Annotated in this window: 19 protein-coding genes; 14 read left to right on the top strand and 5 right to left on the bottom strand. The window is 31.9% G+C overall.

All coding sequences use genetic code 11. The annotated features are described in order from the left end of the window. Positions 1-92: 92 nt before the first annotated feature. Positions 93-902: a cupin-like domain-containing protein gene (locus U0D62_RS05590; protein ID WP_416135532.1), complete on the top strand. Its 810-nt coding sequence runs from the start codon at positions 93-95 to the stop codon at positions 900-902. A 47-nt stretch (positions 903-949) separates the two neighbouring features. Here the strand turns inward: U0D62_RS05590 and U0D62_RS05585 are convergent, their stop codons facing one another. The 3 genes from U0D62_RS05585 to U0D62_RS05575 form a co-directional block, all read right to left on the bottom strand. Further along, positions 950-1,420, bottom strand: coding sequence for a regulatory protein RecX (locus tag U0D62_RS05585; RefSeq protein ID WP_322194366.1), 471 nt, complete (start codon positions 1,418-1,420; stop codon positions 950-952). A 63-nt stretch (positions 1,421-1,483) separates the two neighbouring features. Beyond that, on the bottom strand, positions 1,484-3,022 hold the full coding sequence (locus U0D62_RS05580; protein WP_322194365.1) for a ribonuclease E/G: 1,539 nt from the start codon (positions 3,020-3,022) through the stop codon (positions 1,484-1,486). A gap of 288 nt (positions 3,023-3,310) precedes the next feature. Beyond that, positions 3,311-3,601 (bottom strand): HU family DNA-binding protein, encoded by a 291-nt coding sequence (locus tag U0D62_RS05575; RefSeq protein WP_024768281.1) that lies wholly within the window; start codon positions 3,599-3,601, stop codon positions 3,311-3,313. A gap of 130 nt (positions 3,602-3,731) precedes the next feature. On the opposite strand from U0D62_RS05575, the gene mutY reads away from it, so the two are divergent. From mutY to U0D62_RS05550, 5 genes are all read left to right on the top strand, one after another. Next, a complete protein-coding gene (gene mutY / locus U0D62_RS05570; protein WP_322194364.1) occupies positions 3,732-4,784 on the top strand; it encodes an A/G-specific adenine glycosylase in 1,053 nt (350 codons plus the stop codon). A 168-nt stretch (positions 4,785-4,952) separates the two neighbouring features. After that, entirely contained in the window at positions 4,953-5,411 is a 459-nt protein-coding gene (locus U0D62_RS05565) for a single-stranded DNA-binding protein (protein WP_322194363.1), read from the top strand. A gap of 24 nt (positions 5,412-5,435) precedes the next feature. Next, on the top strand, positions 5,436-6,767 hold the full coding sequence (gene gldE, locus U0D62_RS05560) for a gliding motility-associated protein GldE (protein ID WP_322194362.1): 1,332 nt from the start codon (positions 5,436-5,438) through the stop codon (positions 6,765-6,767). Continuing rightward, a complete protein-coding gene (gldD, locus tag U0D62_RS05555; protein WP_322194361.1) occupies positions 6,751-7,317 on the top strand; it encodes a gliding motility lipoprotein GldD in 567 nt (188 codons plus the stop codon). The genes gldE and gldD overlap by 17 nt, the downstream gene beginning before the upstream one ends. A 110-nt stretch (positions 7,318-7,427) precedes the next feature. Beyond that, on the top strand, positions 7,428-8,303 hold the full coding sequence (locus U0D62_RS05550) for a DMT family transporter (protein WP_322194360.1): 876 nt from the start codon (positions 7,428-7,430) through the stop codon (positions 8,301-8,303). An 88-nt stretch (positions 8,304-8,391) separates the two neighbouring features. Here U0D62_RS05550 and U0D62_RS05545 read toward each other — a convergent pair whose 3' ends face one another. Together U0D62_RS05545 and U0D62_RS05540 are read right to left on the bottom strand one after the other, a co-directional pair. Continuing rightward, positions 8,392-10,455, bottom strand: a complete 2,064-nt coding sequence (locus U0D62_RS05545; protein ID WP_322194359.1) for a M16 family metallopeptidase — start codon at positions 10,453-10,455, stop codon at positions 8,392-8,394. A gap of 12 nt (positions 10,456-10,467) precedes the next feature. Further along, positions 10,468-11,790 (bottom strand): M16 family metallopeptidase, encoded by a 1,323-nt coding sequence (locus U0D62_RS05540; RefSeq protein WP_322194358.1) that lies wholly within the window; start codon positions 11,788-11,790, stop codon positions 10,468-10,470. A 269-nt stretch (positions 11,791-12,059) separates the two neighbouring features. On the opposite strand from U0D62_RS05540, the gene U0D62_RS05535 reads away from it, so the two are divergent. The 8 genes from U0D62_RS05535 (at position 12,060) to U0D62_RS05500 (ending at position 20,542) form a co-directional block, all read left to right on the top strand. Further along, positions 12,060-12,530 (top strand): DUF4199 domain-containing protein, encoded by a 471-nt coding sequence (locus U0D62_RS05535; RefSeq protein WP_322194357.1) that lies wholly within the window; start codon positions 12,060-12,062, stop codon positions 12,528-12,530. Between the two features lie 98 nt (positions 12,531-12,628). Continuing rightward, on the top strand, positions 12,629-13,171 hold the full coding sequence (gene rplU, locus U0D62_RS05530) for a 50S ribosomal protein L21 (RefSeq protein ID WP_322194356.1): 543 nt from the start codon (positions 12,629-12,631) through the stop codon (positions 13,169-13,171). A gap of 48 nt (positions 13,172-13,219) precedes the next feature. Next, the gene (rpmA, locus tag U0D62_RS05525) at positions 13,220-13,480 is read left to right on the top strand and encodes a 50S ribosomal protein L27 (protein WP_103865219.1); all 261 of its coding nucleotides are present in this window, start codon (positions 13,220-13,222) and stop codon (positions 13,478-13,480) included. Between the two features lie 104 nt (positions 13,481-13,584). Next, positions 13,585-13,920: a hypothetical protein gene (locus U0D62_RS05520; RefSeq protein ID WP_322194355.1), complete on the top strand. Its 336-nt coding sequence runs from the start codon at positions 13,585-13,587 to the stop codon at positions 13,918-13,920. Between the two features lie 126 nt (positions 13,921-14,046). Continuing rightward, on the top strand, positions 14,047-15,630 hold the full coding sequence (locus U0D62_RS05515; protein WP_322194354.1) for a tetratricopeptide repeat protein: 1,584 nt from the start codon (positions 14,047-14,049) through the stop codon (positions 15,628-15,630). A 171-nt stretch (positions 15,631-15,801) separates the two neighbouring features. After that, positions 15,802-18,669 (top strand): TonB-dependent receptor, encoded by a 2,868-nt coding sequence (locus tag U0D62_RS05510; protein WP_322194353.1) that lies wholly within the window; start codon positions 15,802-15,804, stop codon positions 18,667-18,669. A gap of 61 nt (positions 18,670-18,730) precedes the next feature. Then, on the top strand, positions 18,731-19,735 hold the full coding sequence (locus tag U0D62_RS05505; RefSeq protein WP_322194352.1) for a phytase: 1,005 nt from the start codon (positions 18,731-18,733) through the stop codon (positions 19,733-19,735). A gap of 219 nt (positions 19,736-19,954) precedes the next feature. Beyond that, the gene (locus tag U0D62_RS05500; protein ID WP_322194351.1) at positions 19,955-20,542 is read left to right on the top strand and encodes a DUF3332 domain-containing protein; all 588 of its coding nucleotides are present in this window, start codon (positions 19,955-19,957) and stop codon (positions 20,540-20,542) included. Positions 20,543-20,591 lie beyond the last annotated feature (49 nt).

The following is a 20,591-nucleotide window of genomic DNA, read 5'->3' as shown; positions in this document are numbered from 1 at the left end:
AAGCAAGCAAGTTTTTAAATTAGTTCATAACCACTGTGGGATTAAATGTAGAGCAAATACCTAGGGTAAAAACTATTACTAAAAAGGAATTTTTGGAGAATTATTTTATCCCTCAAAGGCCTGTTGTGATAGAACGGTTAATAGAAGATTGGCCAGCATATGCTAAGTGGGATCTGGACTATATTAATGAGCTTGCTGGCGATAAAACTGTTCCTGTTTATGATGATCGTCCTGTGTCGTCAGATCGTAAATTTAACGAACCTCATGACGGGATGAAAATGAGTGAGTATATCAATTTGCTCAAAAAAGAACCTACAAATTATCGTATTTTTTTATATAATTTACTCAAAGAAGTTCCTCGATTACAAGAAGACTTTAAATATCCTCAAATAGGATTACGTTTTCTGAAAAAATTACCCTATTTGTTTTTTGGGGGAGAAGGATCTAAGGTGTTTATGCATTATGATATTGATCTTGCCAACATATTTCATTTCCATTTTCATGGAAAGAAACAATGTGTTTTATTTCCTCCTTCAGAGACAAAGTATTTATATAAACTACCACATGCTTTAATGTCTCATCAAGATATTGATTTTTCTAATCCTGATTTTAAGAAATGGCCTGCTTTAAAAAAGGCAAAAGGTTATATAACAAATCTTAATCATGGAGAAGCTTTGTATATGCCAGAAGGCTATTGGCATCATATGACCTATATGACACCAGGGTTTTCTATGAGTATACGATCAGTGCCCAAGAAATTCAGCAATTTTACAAAAGCATCGTATAATGTTTTTTTTATGCGTCATTTTGATAATTTTATGAGAAAGAATAGAGGACAAAAATGGTTAGATTATAAAAATAAAGAAGCTATTCGAAGAACTCATAAAAAGATTGATTTGTAGTCTATAGTGTCTTTTTTTAATCTATAACAATAGATATCAATTACTTTTTACGTCATCAGTTCTTTTACTTTGTCAAAAACAAGATGAGTTTCCCAGCCTCTGTATAATAGGTAATCAGTAAGTTTTTTTCGTTTTTTTAAGATATCTGTTTCTTGAAGAGAGTCAAATTTTTTTTCAGCTAATAAATGAAAAACATCCAGATATTCATCTTCAGGTATTTCTTTAAGCGCTGTTTTTATGTTGTAGGGTGATATTTGTCTGAATTTGAGCTCGCGTATGATGCGCTGCTTCCCCCATTTTTTTATTTTGAATTTTCCTCTGGCAAAACTTTGGGAAAAACGTTCTTCATTAAGAAAATTATGTTCTAATAAGTGAAGAATAATTTTCTCTTTAGCCTCAGAGATAAGACTCATGGTTTCCAGTTTACCCATCACATCTTTATGACATCGTTCTTGATAAGCACAATAACGTTCCATTTTTTTTGTAGCTTCTGATACTGTGACAGGCTGTTTGTACATATTAGGCAAATATAAAAAACAAAAAAACCCAGTCTAATTAAATAGACTGGGTTTTTAATTTTTTTATTGTATCATTTCTCCGTCTTTATCGTGGAAATGATATTCTAAATATGTGTAAGCATCTCTAGGTATAATCTTTACCCATCTTTTATGGTCAAAAAACCATTTAGATCGGGCAGATGGAAATCCTTTAGTTAAAAAAGCTGCAATAAAAGGATGTGCACTAAGCGTTATCTTTTTATGTTCTTTTTTAATTAATTTTTCTAAATCGACCTTGATTTTATCAACTAAAACTATTGGTGCCTCAATTTCACCGTTTATACCGTTAGGATTTTCCTCACGGGTTTTGATATTCATTTCAGGTCGTACTCGTTGCCTAGTAATTTGGATCAGGCCAAATTTACTCGGCGGTAAAATTTTATGCTTAGCCCTATCGTCTTTCATTTCTTCTCGTAAATGATTAAAGAGTGTTCTACGGTTGTCAGCATTATTCATGTCAATAAAATCGACAACAATAATCCCTCCCATATCTCTTAGACGAAGTTGACGGGCTACTTCTGCAGCACTGATTAGGTTAACTTCGAGTGCTGTGTCTTCTTGGTTTTTAGCTTTGTTAGATCGGTTACCGCTATTTACATCAATTACATGCATAGCTTCTGTGTGTTCTATTACTAGATACGCACCCTTACTCATGGATACCGTCTTTCCAAAACTGGTTTTGATTTGTCTCTCTATACCAAATTTTTCAAAAATTGGTACACTAGACTTGTGTAGCTTTACAATTGATTCCTTCTTTGGAGCAATTTCTTGCAAATAATCTTTAATTTGATTGCAGAGATCTTCATCATCTACTGCAATTGAAGTAAAAGTGTCGTTGAATACATCTCTTAATATAGAAGATGCTCTATTCATTTCGCCTAATACTTTAGATGGGTGATGGGCTTTGTATAATTTTTTACACATTGTTTGCCAGCGACCCACTAGATTTTGCAAATCTTTATCTAGTTCTGCTACTTTTTTGCCTTCTGCTACTGTACGAACAATAATTCCAAAACCTTTGGGTTTGATACTCTTTACAAGTCTTTTAAGACGTTCTTTTTCTTCAGAAGATTCTATTTTTTGAGAAATAGAAACCCTGTTAGAAAAAGGTACCAATACAATATATCTACCGGCTATAGAAAGCTCTGAGCTTATCCTTGGACCTTTTGTAGATATTGGTTCTTTTACTATTTGTACTAATAGCGATTGATTTGATTTTAATACATCGGTAATAATACCGTGCTTATCAATATCGTTCTCTACAGGAAAATCCTTTAGAGAATAGTTTTTTAATTTACCTGTGCTTACACGTTTTATGAATTTTAATAAGGAAGAAACTTGAGGACCTAGATCATGATAATGCAAAAAAGCATCTTTTTCATAGCCTACATTAACAAATGCGGCATTTAGACCAGGTACAGCTTTGCGAATTTTGGCAATAAAAATATCACCAACAGCAAAATTACTGTCATCTTCTTCCTTATGCAATTCAATAAGTTTTCCATCCTTTAATAAGGCAAAATCTGTAGAGGAACCAGATCTAATGATCAATTCTTTGTTCACTCTGATTAGATTTTTATCTCGAATACACGAGACGGATTAAACAAATTTTTTCACAGGAATTTTAATAATTCCGTTGAAATAAAGACTATAAATTTTATGGTAGCAATTATATAGTAGCTTTATTTCGATTTCAAAGAACTTCTTTAAATAAAAAAAGTAGTTAGAAAACTACTTTTTCTTGTGGCGATTAGCTCTTCTTCTTTTTTTACGCTTGTGCGTAGCTACCTTGTGTCTTTTTCGTTTTTTACCACTTGGCATAGTGAATATCGTTTATTAATTATTAATGTTTTACTTAACTTCTACGTTGGTTTTTACACCTTCAACAAATACTTTGGCAGGTTTAAATGCTGGGATATTATGTGCAGGAATTTTGATAGTCGTGTTTTTAGAAATGTTACGACCAGTTTTTTCTGCTCTTGTTTTGATGATAAAGCTTCCAAATCCTCTTAAATAAACGTTATCTCCGCTTTCTAAAGAACTTTTCACTTCTTCCATAAATGTTTCAACAGTTGCTTGAACATCTCCTTTTTCTATTCCTAGCTTTTCTGAAATTTTTGCTACGATATCTGCTTTAGTCATTATATACCTAATTTAGGGGTTTTTAAATTTTCAAGGGGGCAAATATAACAATTTAAAATCCAAAATATCAATACTTAAGATGAAATTATACTTTTTAAACGTTTAATTTTGCAAAACTTATGATTTTGCTATGAAATTTTCTAAAAAACTCATTACGTGGTACTTACAAAACAAAAGGAGAATGCCTTGGAGAGAAACTACTGATCCTTATCGAATTTGGCTTAGTGAAATTATGCTTCAACAGACAAGAGTTGCACAAGGATTGCCATATTATTTGTCATTTACAGAAGCATTTCCGACTATTTTTGATCTTGCAAAAGCAGATGAAGAAAAAGTACTAAAACTATGGCAAGGATTAGGGTATTATTCTAGGGCTAGAAATTTGCATACAACTGCAAAATATGTGGCAAATGAATTAAATGGTGTGTTCCCAGATAATTATAAAGGTCTTATACAATTAAAAGGTGTTGGTGATTATACCGCTAGTGCAATTGCATCTATATGTTATAATGAGCCTGTGCCAGTAGTTGATGGAAATGTTTACAGAGTTTTGTCAAGATATTTTAATATAGATACTCCTATTAATAGTACAGCGGGTATAAAAGAATTTAAAAACCTTGCTATTGAGATAATGGACAAACAAGAACCGGCCACATATAATCAGGCAATAATGGAGTTTGGGGCATTGCAATGTAAACCTCAAAGCCCCTACTGTATAATTTGCCCGGTAAACGATAGTTGTGAAGGCTTAAAAAAGGGAAATGTTACAACGCTACCGATTAAACTCAAAAAAGGAAAAATAAAAAAGCGATATTTTAATTATTTGATCTTCTCTATTCAAGGTAAAAAAACAATTATTAAGCAACGTACAAATAAAGGAATATGGCAAGGTTTATATGAATTTCCTCTAGTAGAAAGTGATAAAGAAATTAATTTAGACCTTATTAAAGAAAATCCTGTATGCCTAGACATGATAAAAGATCTGGAATATGAATTGACATTATATAAAGAAGAATTTACAGTTCATAAGCTTTCTCATCAGCATTTGTATACTCGATTTTACATTTTAAAAATAGATACGCTACCCAAAGTAACTAATGAACAAAGAATTATTGATATTGATGAAATACAAGAGTATCCTGTTCCTGTACTTTTAGGGAATTTTATCGATTCCTTTTTTTGATCAGGAGTATTCTAAAAATTAAATTAACACTATTATTGCAATTAGCTGTTTGCTGTTTTTTTATTACATTTACTATAATAAAATTATTGGGCTGACAGTTAGTTATAGAGAGGAAGAGCGTTGTATTTTTCTTAAAATGTATAAACCCAATAAATAAACAATAAATAAATGTCTGGAACGCTAAATAAAGTAATGTTAATAGGACATACGGGAGATGAGGTAAAGATGCATTACTTTGAAGGTGGTAATTGTATAGGTAGATTTCCGCTTGCTACTAATGATTCCTATGTGAATAAAAATACTGGAGAACGAGTAACCACTACAGAGTGGCATAATGTTGTAGTACGTAATAAAGCTGCAGAGATTTGCGAAAAATATCTTAACAAAGGAGATAAAATATACATTGAAGGTCGTCTTAAAACCAGAAAGTGGCAGGATGAACAAGGTAAAGACAGGTATAGTACAGAGATACAATGTACTGATTTTACTTTTTTGACCCCAAAAAATGAGAATCCATCATCTGGACCAATTACTCAGAATACACCACAATCAAATACTATTACTTCTGAAACACAGAAGGTTTCTCCGGCTTCACCAGATCTTGAAGATGATGATCTTCCGTTCTGATATGTTTAACTAAACCAATACAATTTGGACCCTGATCCCGAACCGTTATTTATCTTATTATTTGCATTTGATGCAATGCAGACTATTAACATAGTTGTGCTTATTATTCTGTTATTATTTTCTGCATTAATATCTGGTAGTGAAGTTGCTTTGTTTTCATTAACTCCTACAGATTTAAAGGATGATGAAAATGCATCAAAGAATCTAAAGATAATCTCAAAACTATTAAGTAAACCTAAAAAACTACTGGCGACCATTTTGGTAGCTAATAACTTTATCAATATAGCAATTGTATTATTGTTTGATACTTTAGGCGAAATCTATTTTAAGGATTTAGATATTGTTTTATGGGGTTGGTTTGATGTGAGATTTGTGGTTGAAGTAGGTGTGGTTGCTTTTATGATATTACTTTTTGGCGAAATTTTACCAAAAATTTATGCAAGCAGAAATAAAATGAAGTTTGCTAAATTGATGGCGCGACCTTTGGGAGTATTAGATTGGATTATAACACCTATTAGTATGCCAATGCGAAGAGTGACTATTGGGATTCACAATCGTTTAGGGAAACAGAAGTCAAATCTAAGTGTAGATCAACTTTCGCAGGCGTTAGAGTTAACATCAGATACAGATACTACTATAGAAGAAAAGAAAATTCTAGAAGGAATTGTTTCTTTTGGTAATACAGATACCAAACAAGTCATGAGACCGCGGATTGATATTTTTGCATTAAATAAAGAGGCGAGTTACAAAGAAGTAATTCCTGAGATTGTCGAGAATGGATATTCTCGCATACCAGTATACGAAGAAAATGTCGATAAAGTAGTTGGAATTTTATACGTAAAAGATCTTTTACCACATATTAATAAAACTAATTTTGATTGGATAAATCTATTAAGAGAGCCGTATTTTGTGCCCGAAAATAAAAAGCTAGACGACTTACTTAATGACTTTAAGAATAAAAAGAATCATTTGGCAATTGTGGTAGATGAATATGGAGGAACCAGTGGTTTGATTTCTTTAGAAGATATCATTGAAGAAATTGTTGGAGATATTAGTGATGAGTTTGATGACGAAGATTTAATCTTCTCTAAATTGGATGATAGAAATTATGTTTTTGAAGGAAGAACATCATTAAAAGACCTGTATAAAATTTTACAACTAGAAGACTCAAGTGTTTTTGAAGACAATAAAGGAGAAGCAGAGACCATTGCGGGATTTTTACTAGAAATATCAGGAAGCTTTCCTAAAAGAGGAGAAATTCTTATGATGGATAAATATGTGTTTAAAGTAGAATCACTGGATAATAAACGTATAAAGCAAATCAAATTAACAATTGAGGATGAAGAAAATAAGTAGCTTGTTATTCCTTTTAAGTACAACTCTCATGATTTCTTGTGGAGGAGAAACATTACCCAAACCCAAAGGAATGTTAAGACTTGCCTATCCTGTGCCCGAATATGCTTCTGTAGCTTTAGATTGCCCATATTCTTTTGATAAAAACGAAATAGCCCAGTTAAAGAAAGCTATTAGGAATAGAAAATGCTGGTATAATCTTGAGTATCCTAAACTAAAAGCTACTATATATCTTTCTTATTTTGAGGTAAATAATAATTTGGATTCTCTTCTCAGAGATGCTCAAAACCTTACTCAGGAACATGTGGTTAAGGCTGATGGGATTACTCAGGAGCCATATGTAAATCTGGAGAAAAAAGTATATGGGATGTTTTATGAGGTAACAGGTGATGCAGCTTCTCAATCCCAATTTTATGTTACCGATAGTAGTCATCACTTTTTATCTGGATCATTATATTTTAAGGTAAAACCTAACTATGATTCAATTCTTCCAGCAGCTCATTATTTACGTGAAGATGTTAAGCGTTTGATGGAGACCATTGAGTGGAAATAGAGATGTAAAACTTGTTTAAAGAATTAAAATCTAAATCTTAGTTAAATTTATTACGATAACCTATATCGCTATAAGAATTTTGTGGATTTTTGCAGCTGGAACCATCAGAAATGCAAAACACTAAATTAAAATGGATATACCTGGTTATACTATCTGTGGTATGGGGAAGTTCATTTATACTTATTAAAAAATCCTTAATAGGCCTTACTCCTTTGCAATTAGGAGCTTTAAGAACTTTATTTGCCGCAACATTTTTATTTTTAATCGGCTTTAGGAGTATTAAGACTATTCGTGGTAAAGAATGGAAATGGGTTGCAATATCAGCATTTGCAGGGACGTTTATTCCTGCATTTTTATTTGCTTTTGCAGAAACTGAAATAGATAGCGGAATTGCTTCAATATTAAATTCTACAACCCCATTAATTACGTTAATCCTTGGCACATTAGTTTTTTCTATTCGATTTAATCGAAATCAATTGCTTGGAGTTTTTGTAGGATTGATAGGAAGCATAGCATTAATATGGGAAGGAGCTATAGTTAATCCTAATCAGAATTATTGGTATGCTGGATTGGTACTTATAGCATCGTTTTGCTATGGAATCAATGTCAATATTATAAAACGACATATGCAACACATTTCACCAATGGCCATAGCTAATGGTAATTTTATTGTCCTGATAATACCCTCTTTATTAGTATTGTTTTTTTCTGGTTTTTTTAAACTGGACTTGGTTGGTAATGAAGAGATAAAAACTAGTTTGATGTATATTACAGTTTTGGCTGTTTTAGGAACAGGAGTTGCTAAAGTAATGTTTAATAAACTTGTTCAAATGAGTAGTCCTGTGTTTGCAACTTCTGTTACGTATACCATTCCTATAGTAGCTTTGTTATGGGGATTACTGGATAATGAAAAATTCACAATGTATCAAGTTGTTGCTTCTGGGATTATTATTTTGGGAGTATATCTATCTAATAGAAATAAATAATACCAGAAGAGGTATAAAACTTTAATCATAAAAAAAACCTGGTAAACAATATAAGTCTACCAGGTTTTAAGTTTACTACTTAGAATGATTATTTAAAATCCTCATCAGTTACTCCTTCGTTGATTTTAATTTCGGAAACATTGAAATCAAAATTTTGAGGACCTGCTGATATGCTCATCGTAAAAGGAAATTTTATTCCGTTAACTTCTTTATAATTGCTATAAATTATAGAAGTAGAGATTTTTTGCCCTCCTTGCTCCTGAACAATTATATCTTTGGTTTTTAAGCCTGTTTCAGAGTCAAAAAATGTAGTCCTTTTATCGTTCATTTTTACTTTATACGCTTTTCCATTATCATAAGGTTCGATACCTTCTAATGAAGCAGATGTGTTTTTAAGTTCTGGAAAAGGTATTGCTTCCTTTTTTGCATCCTTAATCTGTTGCTCAGTATAGTCAATTTTTTGACCTTGAGCCATAACATACCCAGTGGTTCCGTCAAATACATTTTTGTTTACCGAGTTTCCGCCAAACAATACATTGCTTAATGTTTGATTTTTAGAAGTGGTTTTTACAATCATATTTAATGTAGCACCATTAAAAGAAGCATCGGCTGTTATAAATGTAGATTTCACTCCTTGAAGTTTATCCTTTCCTCCAACAGCTTTAAAATAATTGTCTAAAACTGATTGTGCAGTTACACCTTCTGGAGTAGCAGCATCGTAGTTAGGTTTTTCTGTTTTTTTACCATATTTATCAAAATAGAAAACAGATAATTTTTTGCCGTTAAAGCTTACTTTTTCAAGATTTTCGATTACATCACTCCCTTTACCAGTAACAACAACGCGAGCATTTGAAGAGCTGAAATATTTTTTAGCTGCTTTTTGCACATCATCTATCGTGATAGCGTTAATGCGTTCTAGGTAAGTTTTGTAAAAATCTTTAGGTAACCCTTGTGTTTCTATATTCAATGCATATCTGGCAATAGTTTGAGGATTTTCAAGTGCCAAAACAAAATTACCGATGTACTTTGCTTTAGTGTTTTTTAGTTCCTCTTCAGAAACAGGCTTTTTAATGATTTGATCGATTTCTTTTAAAATTTCTACAACAGAACTATCGGTTACAACATTACGTACACTAGCCGTTGCTCTAAATGTTGACGGTCCGTTTTTGTCATTCCCTAATCTGGAGTATGATCCATAAGTATATCCTTTATCTTCTCTTAGGTTTAGAAAAAGACGAGCTTCTCCTCCTCCTCCTAAAATCTGGTTTGCTACTAATGCAGAAAGATAGTCAGGATCTTTCATTTTTAGATTTACTAAGTTTTGTACAGCAATTTCTGATTGTACTGCGTTAGGAACATCTATAAAATTAATCTGAGTGTATTGCGCATTAGATGGCTCAGAAAAAGTAAAAGATGGTGGAGATGCTTTTTTCCAGGTTGTAAAATTTTTGGTAACTAATTTTTGTACTTCGTCAAAAGAAACGTCTCCAATAACAATTAAATATGCATTTGCAGGTAAGAAATAATCTCTATAGAATTTTTCTACATCTGCTAACTGTATATTGTTAACAGTTTTTTCTGTAGTAAACTCTCCATAAGGATGATTTGCACCATATGCTAATACTCTTTGTACTCTTCCGGCAATAGATGATACATCTTTTTCCTGACTTTTTAATCCAGTAATAAGTTTTGCTTTTTCTTTTTCAAATTCTTCTTGAGTAAAGTTCGGATGTATAGCTGCATCCGCCATTAGCTCTAATACTCTTGGAAAATATTTAGAAAGTGAACTTGCAAAAGCACTTTGCGATCCAAAATTAATACGAGCACCTAGAAAATCAACTTCTTCATTAAAATCATCTTTTGAGATGGATTTTGAACCATTTCCTAAAAGACTTGAAACAAAACTTGCTACTCCTGCTTTATCACCTTCTTGTATAGGTGGATTGTCTATGCTTAATTGTATAGAAACTCTAGGGAGTTTTTTGTTTTCTACTACGAGTACTTTAAGTCCATTTGGCAATTCAAAACGGTTAGGTTCTTCCAGGTTTATTGTTGGAGAAGGCCCTGGTTTTGGCATTTTGCTCCTGTCTACCTGTGCTTGCAGATTTATGGCCATTAAAGTCAAGACCAATGTTATAATTATTTTTTTCATCTTAAATGTTTCTTAGTTTTTAGGTTTTTCTCCTGGCAAATAGTCGATAACGACTCTTTGATTTGGTTTTAAATGCTTATTGGCAACTTCTTTAATTTCTTCTCTCGTAATAGAACGATAAATCTCGATCTCTTTATTGATTAAAGAAGTATTACCGTATAGCATATTATATCTTGCCAGAGAATTGGCTATACCTTCTATACTAGAGTTAGAGTTTACAAATTGATTTTCTAATTTATTCTGTAATTTTTTGTAATCTTTTTCAGAAATCAACTCATTTCTTACCTTGGTAACTTCTTCTTCCATTTCAGTTACCAATACATCCAATGTAGTGTCACCTACTGGTAGCGCAAACACGAGGTACATTCCATAGTCTTCTTGCGGAATACTGAAAGCTCCTACTTGTAATGCTTGTTTTTGTTCGTCTACAATTTTCTTATAAAGCTTAGAGCTTTTTCCATCACTTAAATATGTAGAAATCATATTTAATACATAAGCATCTCTTTCTTTAAAGCCAGGTGTTCTATAAGCAATTGCAGTAGCTGGAACCTGTATGTTTGGATCATAAGCTTTTGCATTTACTTGTTTGGTAATAGGCTCTTCTTTTGGATAGTTACGAACAATATCTTTGCCTTTAGGAATAGAAGCAAAATAATCTGTTACCAGTTTCTTGGTTTTGTCGATGTCAATATCACCAGCTACCACCAAAACTGCATTGTTAGGCACATAGTACTTTTTGTTATAAGCTACTACATCTTCTAATGTGGCTGCATCCAGATCTTTCATATATCCAATATTTGGATCTTTATATGGGTGTACATTAAAAAGATTTTCTCCCAGAACAGGTAAAATTTGTCCATATGGCGAGTTGTCATAGCGTAATCTTTTTTCTTCCTTAACAACTTCTTGTTGGGTATCAACTCCTTTTTGATCTATTACAGGATGTAACATTCTTTCAGACTCCATCCATAAACCCAGCTCAAGATTGTTAGAAGGAAATACTTCATAATAGTATGTTCTGTCTTGTGTGGTGTTTGCATTATTTCTTCCTCCGTTAGAAGAAACAATTTCGAACCATTTTCCTCTTTCGATGTTTTTGGTTCCTTCAAATAATAAATGCTCAAAGAAATGAGCAAATCCGGTTCTTCCTTCTGTACGGTCCTTACCGCCAACGTGATACATAACAGAAGTAGTGACTACAGGCGCACTATTATCTTTGTGTAGAATTACATGAAGACCATTGTCCAGGTCATACTCTGTAAATTCTACTTCTTGTGCACTTATGGTAGCGGTAATCATAAGCCCACAAGCGATTGCGTAAAATCTATTTTTCATTAGAATTAATTTTTTGTTTAATGGATTTGTGTGTAAAGATCGGATTTTGTTACGGATTTATAAATATTTAGATGTTCTATCTTATGTAGTGACCTGTAAAACAATAAATTAACAAGTTTTTAAGGTTGAAAAATTCTTAAAATCCCTACTTTTAAGTAAGAAATCAAAGGCTAAATGGATAATAAATAGGCTGTAATAATTAATTTAATATTAGTTAAAAGTAACTTTTTAACAGCTATTTTTTGTTTTAAAGCATAAAATATAAAGAGATGAAAAAGTCAACTATCCCTGTTAAATATGGTGTACTTATAGCAATTGGACTGATTATATATTTTTTGATACTCTCTCTTGTTGGATTCCAGACAAACCCGATTTTTAGTCTTGGAAATGGAATTATTGTAGCTTTTGGCTTGTATTATGCTATGAAGAATTACAAGCTAGAAAAAGGAAATACCTTCGAATATCAAAAAGGTTTTATGGCTGGTCTCTTTACTGGGTTTAATGCTACTCTCATTTTTACTATTTTCTTTGCGATATATGTAACCAATATCAATACAAACTTTCTTCCTGAAATGCTTGCAAACTGGAGTTCTCATTATCATGTAGGTGTGGGAATTGTTGTTTTTATTGCGGCTATTATGGGATTTGCCACTACTTTTGTACTTACATTGGCGTTTATGCAGCTATTAAAAGAAAGCTGGAATCCAAAAAACCATAATTCTCCTCCTTTAGAAGTGTGAAATATTTGTCAGTTAATTAATTAGCAGTATATTTGCACCCGCCTATGAAATTAGGTGTCGTTCATTATTATAAAAAATAATTAATTAAACGTTACGCTATGTACGCAATTGTAGAGATAGCAGGGCAGCAATTTAAAGTTGCAAAAGACCAAAAAGTATTCGTAAATCGTTTAGCAGGAGAAGAAGGAGACAAAGTTTCTTTTGATAAAGTTCTTCTTGCAGCAGATGGAGATAAAGTTACTTTAGGCGCCCCAGCTATAGATGGAGCTCAAGTAGGAGCAAAAATCACAAGACACCTTAGAGGTGATAAAGTTATCGTTTTCAAGAAAAAAAGACGTAAAGGATACCGTGTTAAAAATGGCCACCGTCAGTCTTTAACAGAAATCGTTATTGAAAGCATTGTAACTTCTGGAGCTAAAAAAGCTGCTCCAAAGAAAGAGACAAAAAAAGCAGAACCAAAAGCTGAAAAAGCTGCACCAAAAGTAGAAGCTCCAAAGAAAGAAGCTGCTCCTAAAGCTGCTGCAGAAGATTTAAGCACTAAAACGGTTGCTGAATTAAAAGATTTAGCTAAAGCTAAAGGGATTACTGGTATTTCTTCAATGAAGAAAGCAGAATTAATCGAGGCTTTACAAGGAAAATAAAAGACAGCAGGTAACCCCTGTTATTATTAACAATAAAACCTAAAGAAAATGGCTCATAAAAAAGGAGTTGGTAGTTCGAAGAACGGTAGAGAATCAGAATCGAAACGCTTAGGTGTAAAGATATTTGGTGGGCAAGCTGCCGTAGCTGGTAACATCATTGTAAGACAAAGAGGTACAGCGCACAAACCAGGAGAAAATGTATATGCAGGTAAAGATCATACCTTACACGCTAGAGTGGATGGTGTTGTGAAATTTACTAAAAAGAAAGATAATAAATCTTATGTTTCTATAGTTCCTTTTGAAGCATAGAGAATTTTTCCTTTGTAATATAAAAAAACCCTTTTCAATTTTTGAGAAGGGTTTTTTGTTTCTCTTTAGTATATTTAAAATATAATCTCTTAAAAATAAACCCTATGAAAACTCAAATCATCAGAACTTTATGTTGTGTCTTTTTTTTCTGTGTTACTTTTGAAGCAGCTTCGCAAGAAATTCCTAAATATGATTATCTAGAAGTTATAGTAATTCAAAAAGCTAATAATAGAGGTAAAGTAAAAAGAATAAAAGTAGAAGAACAAAAATCTCTTGAAGGTAAATTGATAACTATTAAAGAGCTGGAAAAGCTTAAAAATACTTCAGAGTTACTTGGGTATATGAATACTGCTAATTGGGAGTTTGTAGACAGGCAAGCAGTAGTTTCTGGAGAAAGTGATCCCGTATGGATGAGCTATATTTTTAGGAAAAAGAAATAACAAGGCTTACTTTAGGAAGGTAGAAATAACATATAGATAATACTTAAGAAACAAATGAAAATTGTTTAGATATTAAATTTGTGAGATTGTTCAGTTTTGAATGAAACTATTTCTCAGGCAAATTTTATGAAACAAGTACGTCAGTGTATTTTTATTTTATTAGTATCAATTGTAATTATTCCTTTTGGTCTTTTAGGACAATCTATAAATGATAATAAGAAAAGAGTAGATACTACATTTCAGACTTTAAAACTAGCGCTTGAAACTTCACAAAAAGAAGGGATATCGTCTACTATCGCGCAAAAACATCTACAATTAGGTAAGTTTTATCAAAAAGCACGAATATATAACGAAGTTATTGAACAATATAATCAGGCGCTTACTCTTATTGAAGAAAAAGATACACTAACAGTACTACTTAAAAACGAGATAGGTAAAATATATCTATCGTTAAAAAATAACACTAAAGCAAAAAGGTATTTTAACGAAAGTATATCCATTGCCAGTGATAATACCTTTATAAAAGGAGAAGCAATAGCAAGAGGCCTGTTGGGATCTTGTTTTGAAAAAGAAAGAGAATATTTAGAAGCACTTAAATATCAAAAAGAAAGCCTTCTATTGTTTAATAAACTGGATAATGAAGAAGGGATTGCAGTTATACATGAGAATATTGGAAGTATATATGAGGATCTTGAACAGTATGATCTTGCTTTTGAATACTTTAAAAAAGCTGATAAGTATTTTGAACAATTAAACAATATTGGTCGGATAAGCGTTTTAAACAATCTTGGAGATGTAAATCGTAAAACAGGTAATTATACAAAGGCTCTGTTTTATACATTTAAGGCCTTCGAATTAGCAGATTATTATAAAGATAAATACCAGTTAAAAAGTGCTCATAAGGATTTATCTAAAACATATGATTTATTAAAGGATTATAAGAAAGCTCTTGATCACTTGACAGAGAGCGAACGAATCAATGAAGAGTTGGTCCTTTCTCAAAACATAAATCAATTAAATACACTTCAGGTTGTTTATGAAACTAAACAAAAAGAAATAAAAATTGATTTGTTATTACAGCAAAAAAAAACGAGTAGAGCAAATCAAGATCTTCTATTGGTCAGTCTTGGAACTACATTGTTGACTGCAGGCTTCCTGTTTTTATACTTTAGAAGAAAAAGAAAAGAAAGTTCTAAATTACAAGAATATGAGCAACGAATACTAAAAGCAGAACTAGAAAAAAAAGAAATAGAAGAAAAGAATTTACAACGTGCTGTACACGTTAAAACTTCTACTTTATCAAGATATAGTCTTCATTTATCACAAAAAAATAAGATGTTATCTGATTTATCTCTTACACTCACCAATATTGCAAGCAGAAAAAATATAGACTTACATAGCAATATCAAAAAACTGGCTAAAGAAATTGAGTTTAATTTAAAACAAGAACGAGAGTGGGATGAGTTTAATAACTTTTTTAAAGAAATTCACCCGGATTTTATCAAAAAATTATCCTCTTTATCTGAGGAAAATTTATCTCCGGCAGAATTGAGATTAGGAATGCTTCTTCGACTTAATTTGTCTTCAAAAGAAATTGCTTCAATTTTAAGAGTAACTCCAGATAGTGTGAGAGTTGCAAGATATAGACTTCGCAAAAAACTTCCTATAGATCAAAAAGAAGAGCTTGTAAACTTTATGATCGCATTATAGAGGGCTTATTTTGCACTCCTTTTAGTAATTGTTATTGTAATGTAAATAAATCTTAATTGTTGCCTTATTGTTTCTTTAATTTTAGCAAAATGTTCATCCTTTGTTGCTTTTGGTTTTACGGTTTCCCCTCAGTGTTTGTATAGCTTTGTATTGATTTTTAAACCTAGAAAAATGACACCAATCAGATTTTTGAAATTAATTATTGTAACGCTTATTTTGATTATAAGTTATAGCTCATTACAAGCTCAAAGTGGTTCTGTAAAAGGAATCATAACCGATGAAAATGGAATCTATATGCCTGGAGCTTCAGTGCAAATAAATTCAATTAACAAAGCAACGATTTCTGATTTTGACGGAAAATTTACTCTTGTAAATGTCCCAGAAGGAAATCATACCTTAAAGGTTCAATATTTAGGCTTCTCAGATACAGAACAACAAACAAATGTAGAAGTGTCTAAAACCACTTTTATATCTATTGTTTTAAAATCAAAAAGTGTAGAATTAGATGATGTAACCATTATAGGGTATGGTAATAGCGGACAGGCAAGAGCTTTGAACACTCAAAAAAATAATATAAATATTACCAATGTAGTTTCTACCGATCAGATAGGAAAATTTCCTGATGCTAATATAGGTGATGCCGTAAAACGTATACCTGGAATTACCATGCAAGTAGATCAAGGAGAAGCTCGTAATATAATTGTTAGAGGACTATCACCTCAATTAAATTCTGTTACACTTAATGGTAGTAGAATTCCATCAGCCGAAGGAGATAATCGAAATGTACAAATGGATTTGATACCTTCTGATATGATACAAACAATTGAGGTTAACAAAGCAGTTACTCCGGATATGGAAGGTGATGCTCTTGGAGGTTCTGTAAATCTAATAACAAGAACGGCTCCTCAAGGGTTTCGACTTTCTGCTACAATGGGGTCTGGGATTAATTTCATTACAGACAAAAGAATATTAAATGGATCAATACTTATCGGAGATCGATCAAAAAATAAAAAATTTGGTTGGATGGTATCGGCTTCAATTAATGATAATGATTTTGGATCAGACAATTTTGAAGCAGAGTGGACCGATGAATTTGAATTTAATACAGGAATTAATGACCCTGATGGAGATCCAATTCTAGAAGAAGTTCCTGTGAACCCTTATACTAATGAGTTTCAAATACGGACCTATCTAGTAGAACGTATTAGAAGAAGTTTTGCTGCTAATTTTGATTATCAGTTTAATAGTAATCATAGCGTGTTCTTAAAAACAATGTATAACTGGAGAGATGACAGAGAGAACAGATTTCGTTTAGAGCATAAAATTCTAGATGCAGAAGATATTGGTGCTGATGATTTTACGGTTGCAAATGGTAATGTTACTCGTTTTCCAGTTGAAGTAAAACGTCAAACCAAAGGAGGTATTAATAATAGTAGAAACAAGAATAGACGATTAGAAGATCAAAGAATGCAGAATTACAGTCTTGGTGGGAATCATCTATTTGGCAATGTTAAAGTAGATTGGATGGCTTCATATGCAAGAGCATCAGAAGAAAGACTTAACGAGCGTTATGCAGAATATGAGTCTGAGTATATTATAAATAATGATAATTCTGATCCAGAATTTCCGGTGTATACTCCAGTTAATGCTACTGATGTCAATAATCTTTCAGGGTTTGAGTATGGAGAGATTACAGAAGAAAATAAATATACTAAGGAGGAAGATGTTAACTTTTTTGTCAATCTAGAAGTGCCTTCTGATTTTTTTGGAAAAGGAGATGGAAGCATAAAATTTGGAGTAAGGAGTCGATTAAAGAATAAAATCAGGGATAATAACTTCTTTGAATTTGATTTAGAAAGTGATTTTCCAACCTTATCAGATGTACCTGTAAGAGATTATACGGATCCTGATTTTCTAGCAGGAAGTCAATATCAAGCAGGGATTTATGCAGATGAAAATTGGTTAGGAAATCTTAATCTTGTAAATGGAGAATCTGTTCCAGATGAATTCTTAAGAGCAAATTTTGACGTAGACGAAAATGTTTATGCAGGATATGTAATGGCCAATCAAAAATTATCAGAAAAGTTCAGCATTTTAGCAGGAGTAAGAGTAGAGCATACAACTATTAGTGCTACAGGAAATCGAATAGAAGATGAAGAAAATGTAGTGGGAGAAATTACCGAAGAACAGTCGTATACCAACTTTTTACCAGGAATACACTTTAAGTATGATCTCTCTTCTCAGACAATCTTCAGGTTTGCCTGGACAAATACATTAGCAAGACCTAATTATGTGGATTTAGTACCTTCTCTTGATGTAATATCAGGAGATGAAGAAATCGTTGCTGGAAATCCTGATCTTGATCCTACAACATCTATGAACTTTGATTTAATGGCTGAGCATTACTTTAAATCAGTAGGAATAGTTTCTGGAGGATTGTTTTATAAACAGATAGATAATTTTATATATACTTTTAGAGGCGAAACTTTTGACGATAGATTTGGTACAGGAACTACAGGGTTTGATATTTTTCAGCCATTAAATGGAGATGATGCTTCTATTTTTGGAGTAGAAATTGCTTTTCAAAGACAGTTGGATTTCTTACCTGGTTTTGCAAAGAACTTTAGTATTTATCTTAACTATACCTATCTTACCTCAAGTGCAGATGGAATCCGAAATGAAGATGGAGATGTTCGTTCAGATTTAGACTTACCTAATACTGCACCAAGTATTTTTAATGGATCTTTAGGGTATAACGATGATAAATTTAGTGTACGCTTATCTGCTAATTTTTCTGAAGATTATATAGATGAAATAGGAGGTAACAGTTTTGAAGACCGATACTACGACCAACAGTTTTTTCTTGATTTTAATGCTAGTTATGCTATAACCAAAAATTTAAGCGTATATGCAGATTTAAATAATATTACAAATCAACCTCTACGATTTTATCAAGGAATCTCAGAACGTACAATGCAAGCAGAGTACTATGAGAGGAGGCTTACTTTTGGGTTGAAATATGACCTATTCAAGAAATAGAATTCCATTTCTTTTCTCTAACAAATTATTAATTGCCATACATATTAAAAAATATCATTAAATGAAGAATTATATTCTACTCACTATAACTATTTTGTTTTTTTCCTGTGCTAAGAAATTGCCTGTAATTGCTCCTGATATTATTTCAGAAAAAGTACAGTTTGATACAGATGACCCAGCCATATGGCTTCACCCAACAGATCCGTCTAAGAGTATTGTTTTTGGAACAGATAAAGATACTAATGGAGCTATATATGCTTTTGATCTTGAAGGAAAGATTATTAAAGACAAAATGATTCGAGGCATTAAGTATCCTAATAATATTGATTTAGAATATGGCTTTAAACTTAATGATTCTACCACTATCGATATTATAGTTTTTACAGAAAGAGAAAGAAATAGAATTCGAGTTTTTTCTGTTCCCGATATGAAACCTTTAGATAAAGGGGGATTTCCTGTATTTGAAGATGAAACTGATATCGAGTTAAGAAGACCAATGGGAATTAGCTTATATAAAGATGCGGTAAATAACAATATATCTGCTATCGTTAGTAGAAAATCAGGACCTGTTACTAATTACTTATATCAATATCAAATCAAAAGTGATAGTTTAGGTGTTCACGCTAATTTTATAAGAAAGTTCGGAAAGTTTAGTGGTGTAAAAGAAATTGAAGCTATTGCTATAGACGATGAACTTGGTTATGTTTATTATTCTGATGAAGGTGTAGGGATTAGAAAATATTATGCAAACCCTGCAAAAGGAAACGAAGAAATATCCATTTTTGGAGGAGATTATTTTAAAGATGATATAGAAGGGATTGCAATTACTAGAAAACCCAATAAAGAAGGTGTTATTATTGTTTCAGATCAACAAAAAGGTCAATTTAATATATTTTCACGCAGTGATAATAGTTTTATTAAAGCTGTTAACCTTGGAACAGAAGAGACAGATGGATGTGATGTGATTACAGCTCCCTTGAATACTACTTTTAAAAGAGGTCTTTTTGTAGCGATGAATGATAGTCAGGATTTTTATTTTTATGATTTAGGAAAAATAGGATTGTAAAAAATAGTATCAATCAAAAAAAGACCTGACTATTTATAGTTGGGTTTTTTTATTCTCTACTATAATAGTACACACTTGGGTTTTAAGTATTGAAGAAATACAAATTACCTAATAAGGAATTTTTTACAGATTACAGAATTAAATTATAATGATAAATACAGCAAAAGATGTAAGATTAAAAATTGTATTTTTAAGGATAACATAAAATTTATCTTAATTATGAAAAAACTAACAGTGTGTATTTTGTTGTCGACATCGATATTATTTTCGAGTTGTTTAGGGTCGTTTTCTGCTTTTAATGGTTTAAGAGATTGGAATGACGGATTAACAGATAGTAAATTTTTAGATAATTTAATTTTTTGGGGACTTAATATAGTCCCGGTGTATGGGTTATTTGTTTTAGGAGATGTGTTGATCTTTAATGTGATAGAGTTTTGGAGTGGATCTAATCCTATTGCTATGAAAGAAGGAGATAGAGAAATTCAGGTTGTAGAAAAAGAAGGGAATACTTATGAGATGATTGCAACTAAAAACAGGCTTCAGATTAAAATCATTGATGGTGATAGAAAAGGAGAAAAATTAGATTTAGTATATAGTCCTTCAGACAAATCCTGGAGTGCTATAAAGCCTAATGGTGAAGTGATTAAGTTGTCTTCTTTCGAAGAAGGATTTTATGTGGTGCATTTACCAGACGGTGAAAAAGTGAAAATTGACCCGTTAATGCCAAGAAATGAAGGTTTAGCTTTGCTTCAAAATAAAACTGTACAATATGAAAATTGTTTATTAGCAGAAGTAACAGGAAACTAAAACTTATTGCTAAGTCATTTTTTAAAATGGTATCGTATTATTTAAAAAA

Origin of the sequence: Aquimarina callyspongiae (genome assembly GCF_034322225.1) — a bacterium.
Lineage (GTDB): Bacteria > Bacteroidota > Bacteroidia > Flavobacteriales > Flavobacteriaceae > Aquimarina.
This window is presented reverse-complemented; position numbering and strand designations above follow the sequence as displayed.

What these genes read in the sequence shown, in the direction of transcription:
- U0D62_RS05585 (WP_322194366.1), bottom strand. Translation starts at nt 1,420, where the DNA reads ATGTACAAACAGCCTGTCACAGTATCAGAAGCTACAAAAAAAATGGAA.
- U0D62_RS05575 (WP_024768281.1), bottom strand. Translation starts at nt 3,601, where the DNA reads ATGACTAAAGCAGATATCGTAGCAAAAATTTCAGAAAAGCTAGGAATA.
- mutY (WP_322194364.1), top strand. Translation starts at nt 3,732, where the DNA reads ATGAAATTTTCTAAAAAACTCATTACGTGGTACTTACAAAACAAAAGG.
- U0D62_RS05565 (WP_322194363.1), top strand. Translation starts at nt 4,953, where the DNA reads ATGTCTGGAACGCTAAATAAAGTAATGTTAATAGGACATACGGGAGAT.
- gldD (WP_322194361.1), top strand. Translation starts at nt 6,751, where the DNA reads ATGAAGAAAATAAGTAGCTTGTTATTCCTTTTAAGTACAACTCTCATG.
- U0D62_RS05550 (WP_322194360.1), top strand. Translation starts at nt 7,428, where the DNA reads ATGCAAAACACTAAATTAAAATGGATATACCTGGTTATACTATCTGTG.
- U0D62_RS05545 (WP_322194359.1), bottom strand. Translation starts at nt 10,455, where the DNA reads ATGAAAAAAATAATTATAACATTGGTCTTGACTTTAATGGCCATAAAT.
- U0D62_RS05540 (WP_322194358.1), bottom strand. Translation starts at nt 11,790, where the DNA reads ATGAAAAATAGATTTTACGCAATCGCTTGTGGGCTTATGATTACCGCT.
- U0D62_RS05535 (WP_322194357.1), top strand. Translation starts at nt 12,060, where the DNA reads ATGAAAAAGTCAACTATCCCTGTTAAATATGGTGTACTTATAGCAATT.
- rplU (WP_322194356.1), top strand. Translation starts at nt 12,629, where the DNA reads ATGTACGCAATTGTAGAGATAGCAGGGCAGCAATTTAAAGTTGCAAAA.
- rpmA (WP_103865219.1), top strand. Translation starts at nt 13,220, where the DNA reads ATGGCTCATAAAAAAGGAGTTGGTAGTTCGAAGAACGGTAGAGAATCA.
- U0D62_RS05520 (WP_322194355.1), top strand. Translation starts at nt 13,585, where the DNA reads ATGAAAACTCAAATCATCAGAACTTTATGTTGTGTCTTTTTTTTCTGT.
- U0D62_RS05515 (WP_322194354.1), top strand. Translation starts at nt 14,047, where the DNA reads ATGAAACAAGTACGTCAGTGTATTTTTATTTTATTAGTATCAATTGTA.
- U0D62_RS05510 (WP_322194353.1), top strand. Translation starts at nt 15,802, where the DNA reads ATGACACCAATCAGATTTTTGAAATTAATTATTGTAACGCTTATTTTG.
- U0D62_RS05505 (WP_322194352.1), top strand. Translation starts at nt 18,731, where the DNA reads ATGAAGAATTATATTCTACTCACTATAACTATTTTGTTTTTTTCCTGT.
- U0D62_RS05500 (WP_322194351.1), top strand. Translation starts at nt 19,955, where the DNA reads ATGAAAAAACTAACAGTGTGTATTTTGTTGTCGACATCGATATTATTT.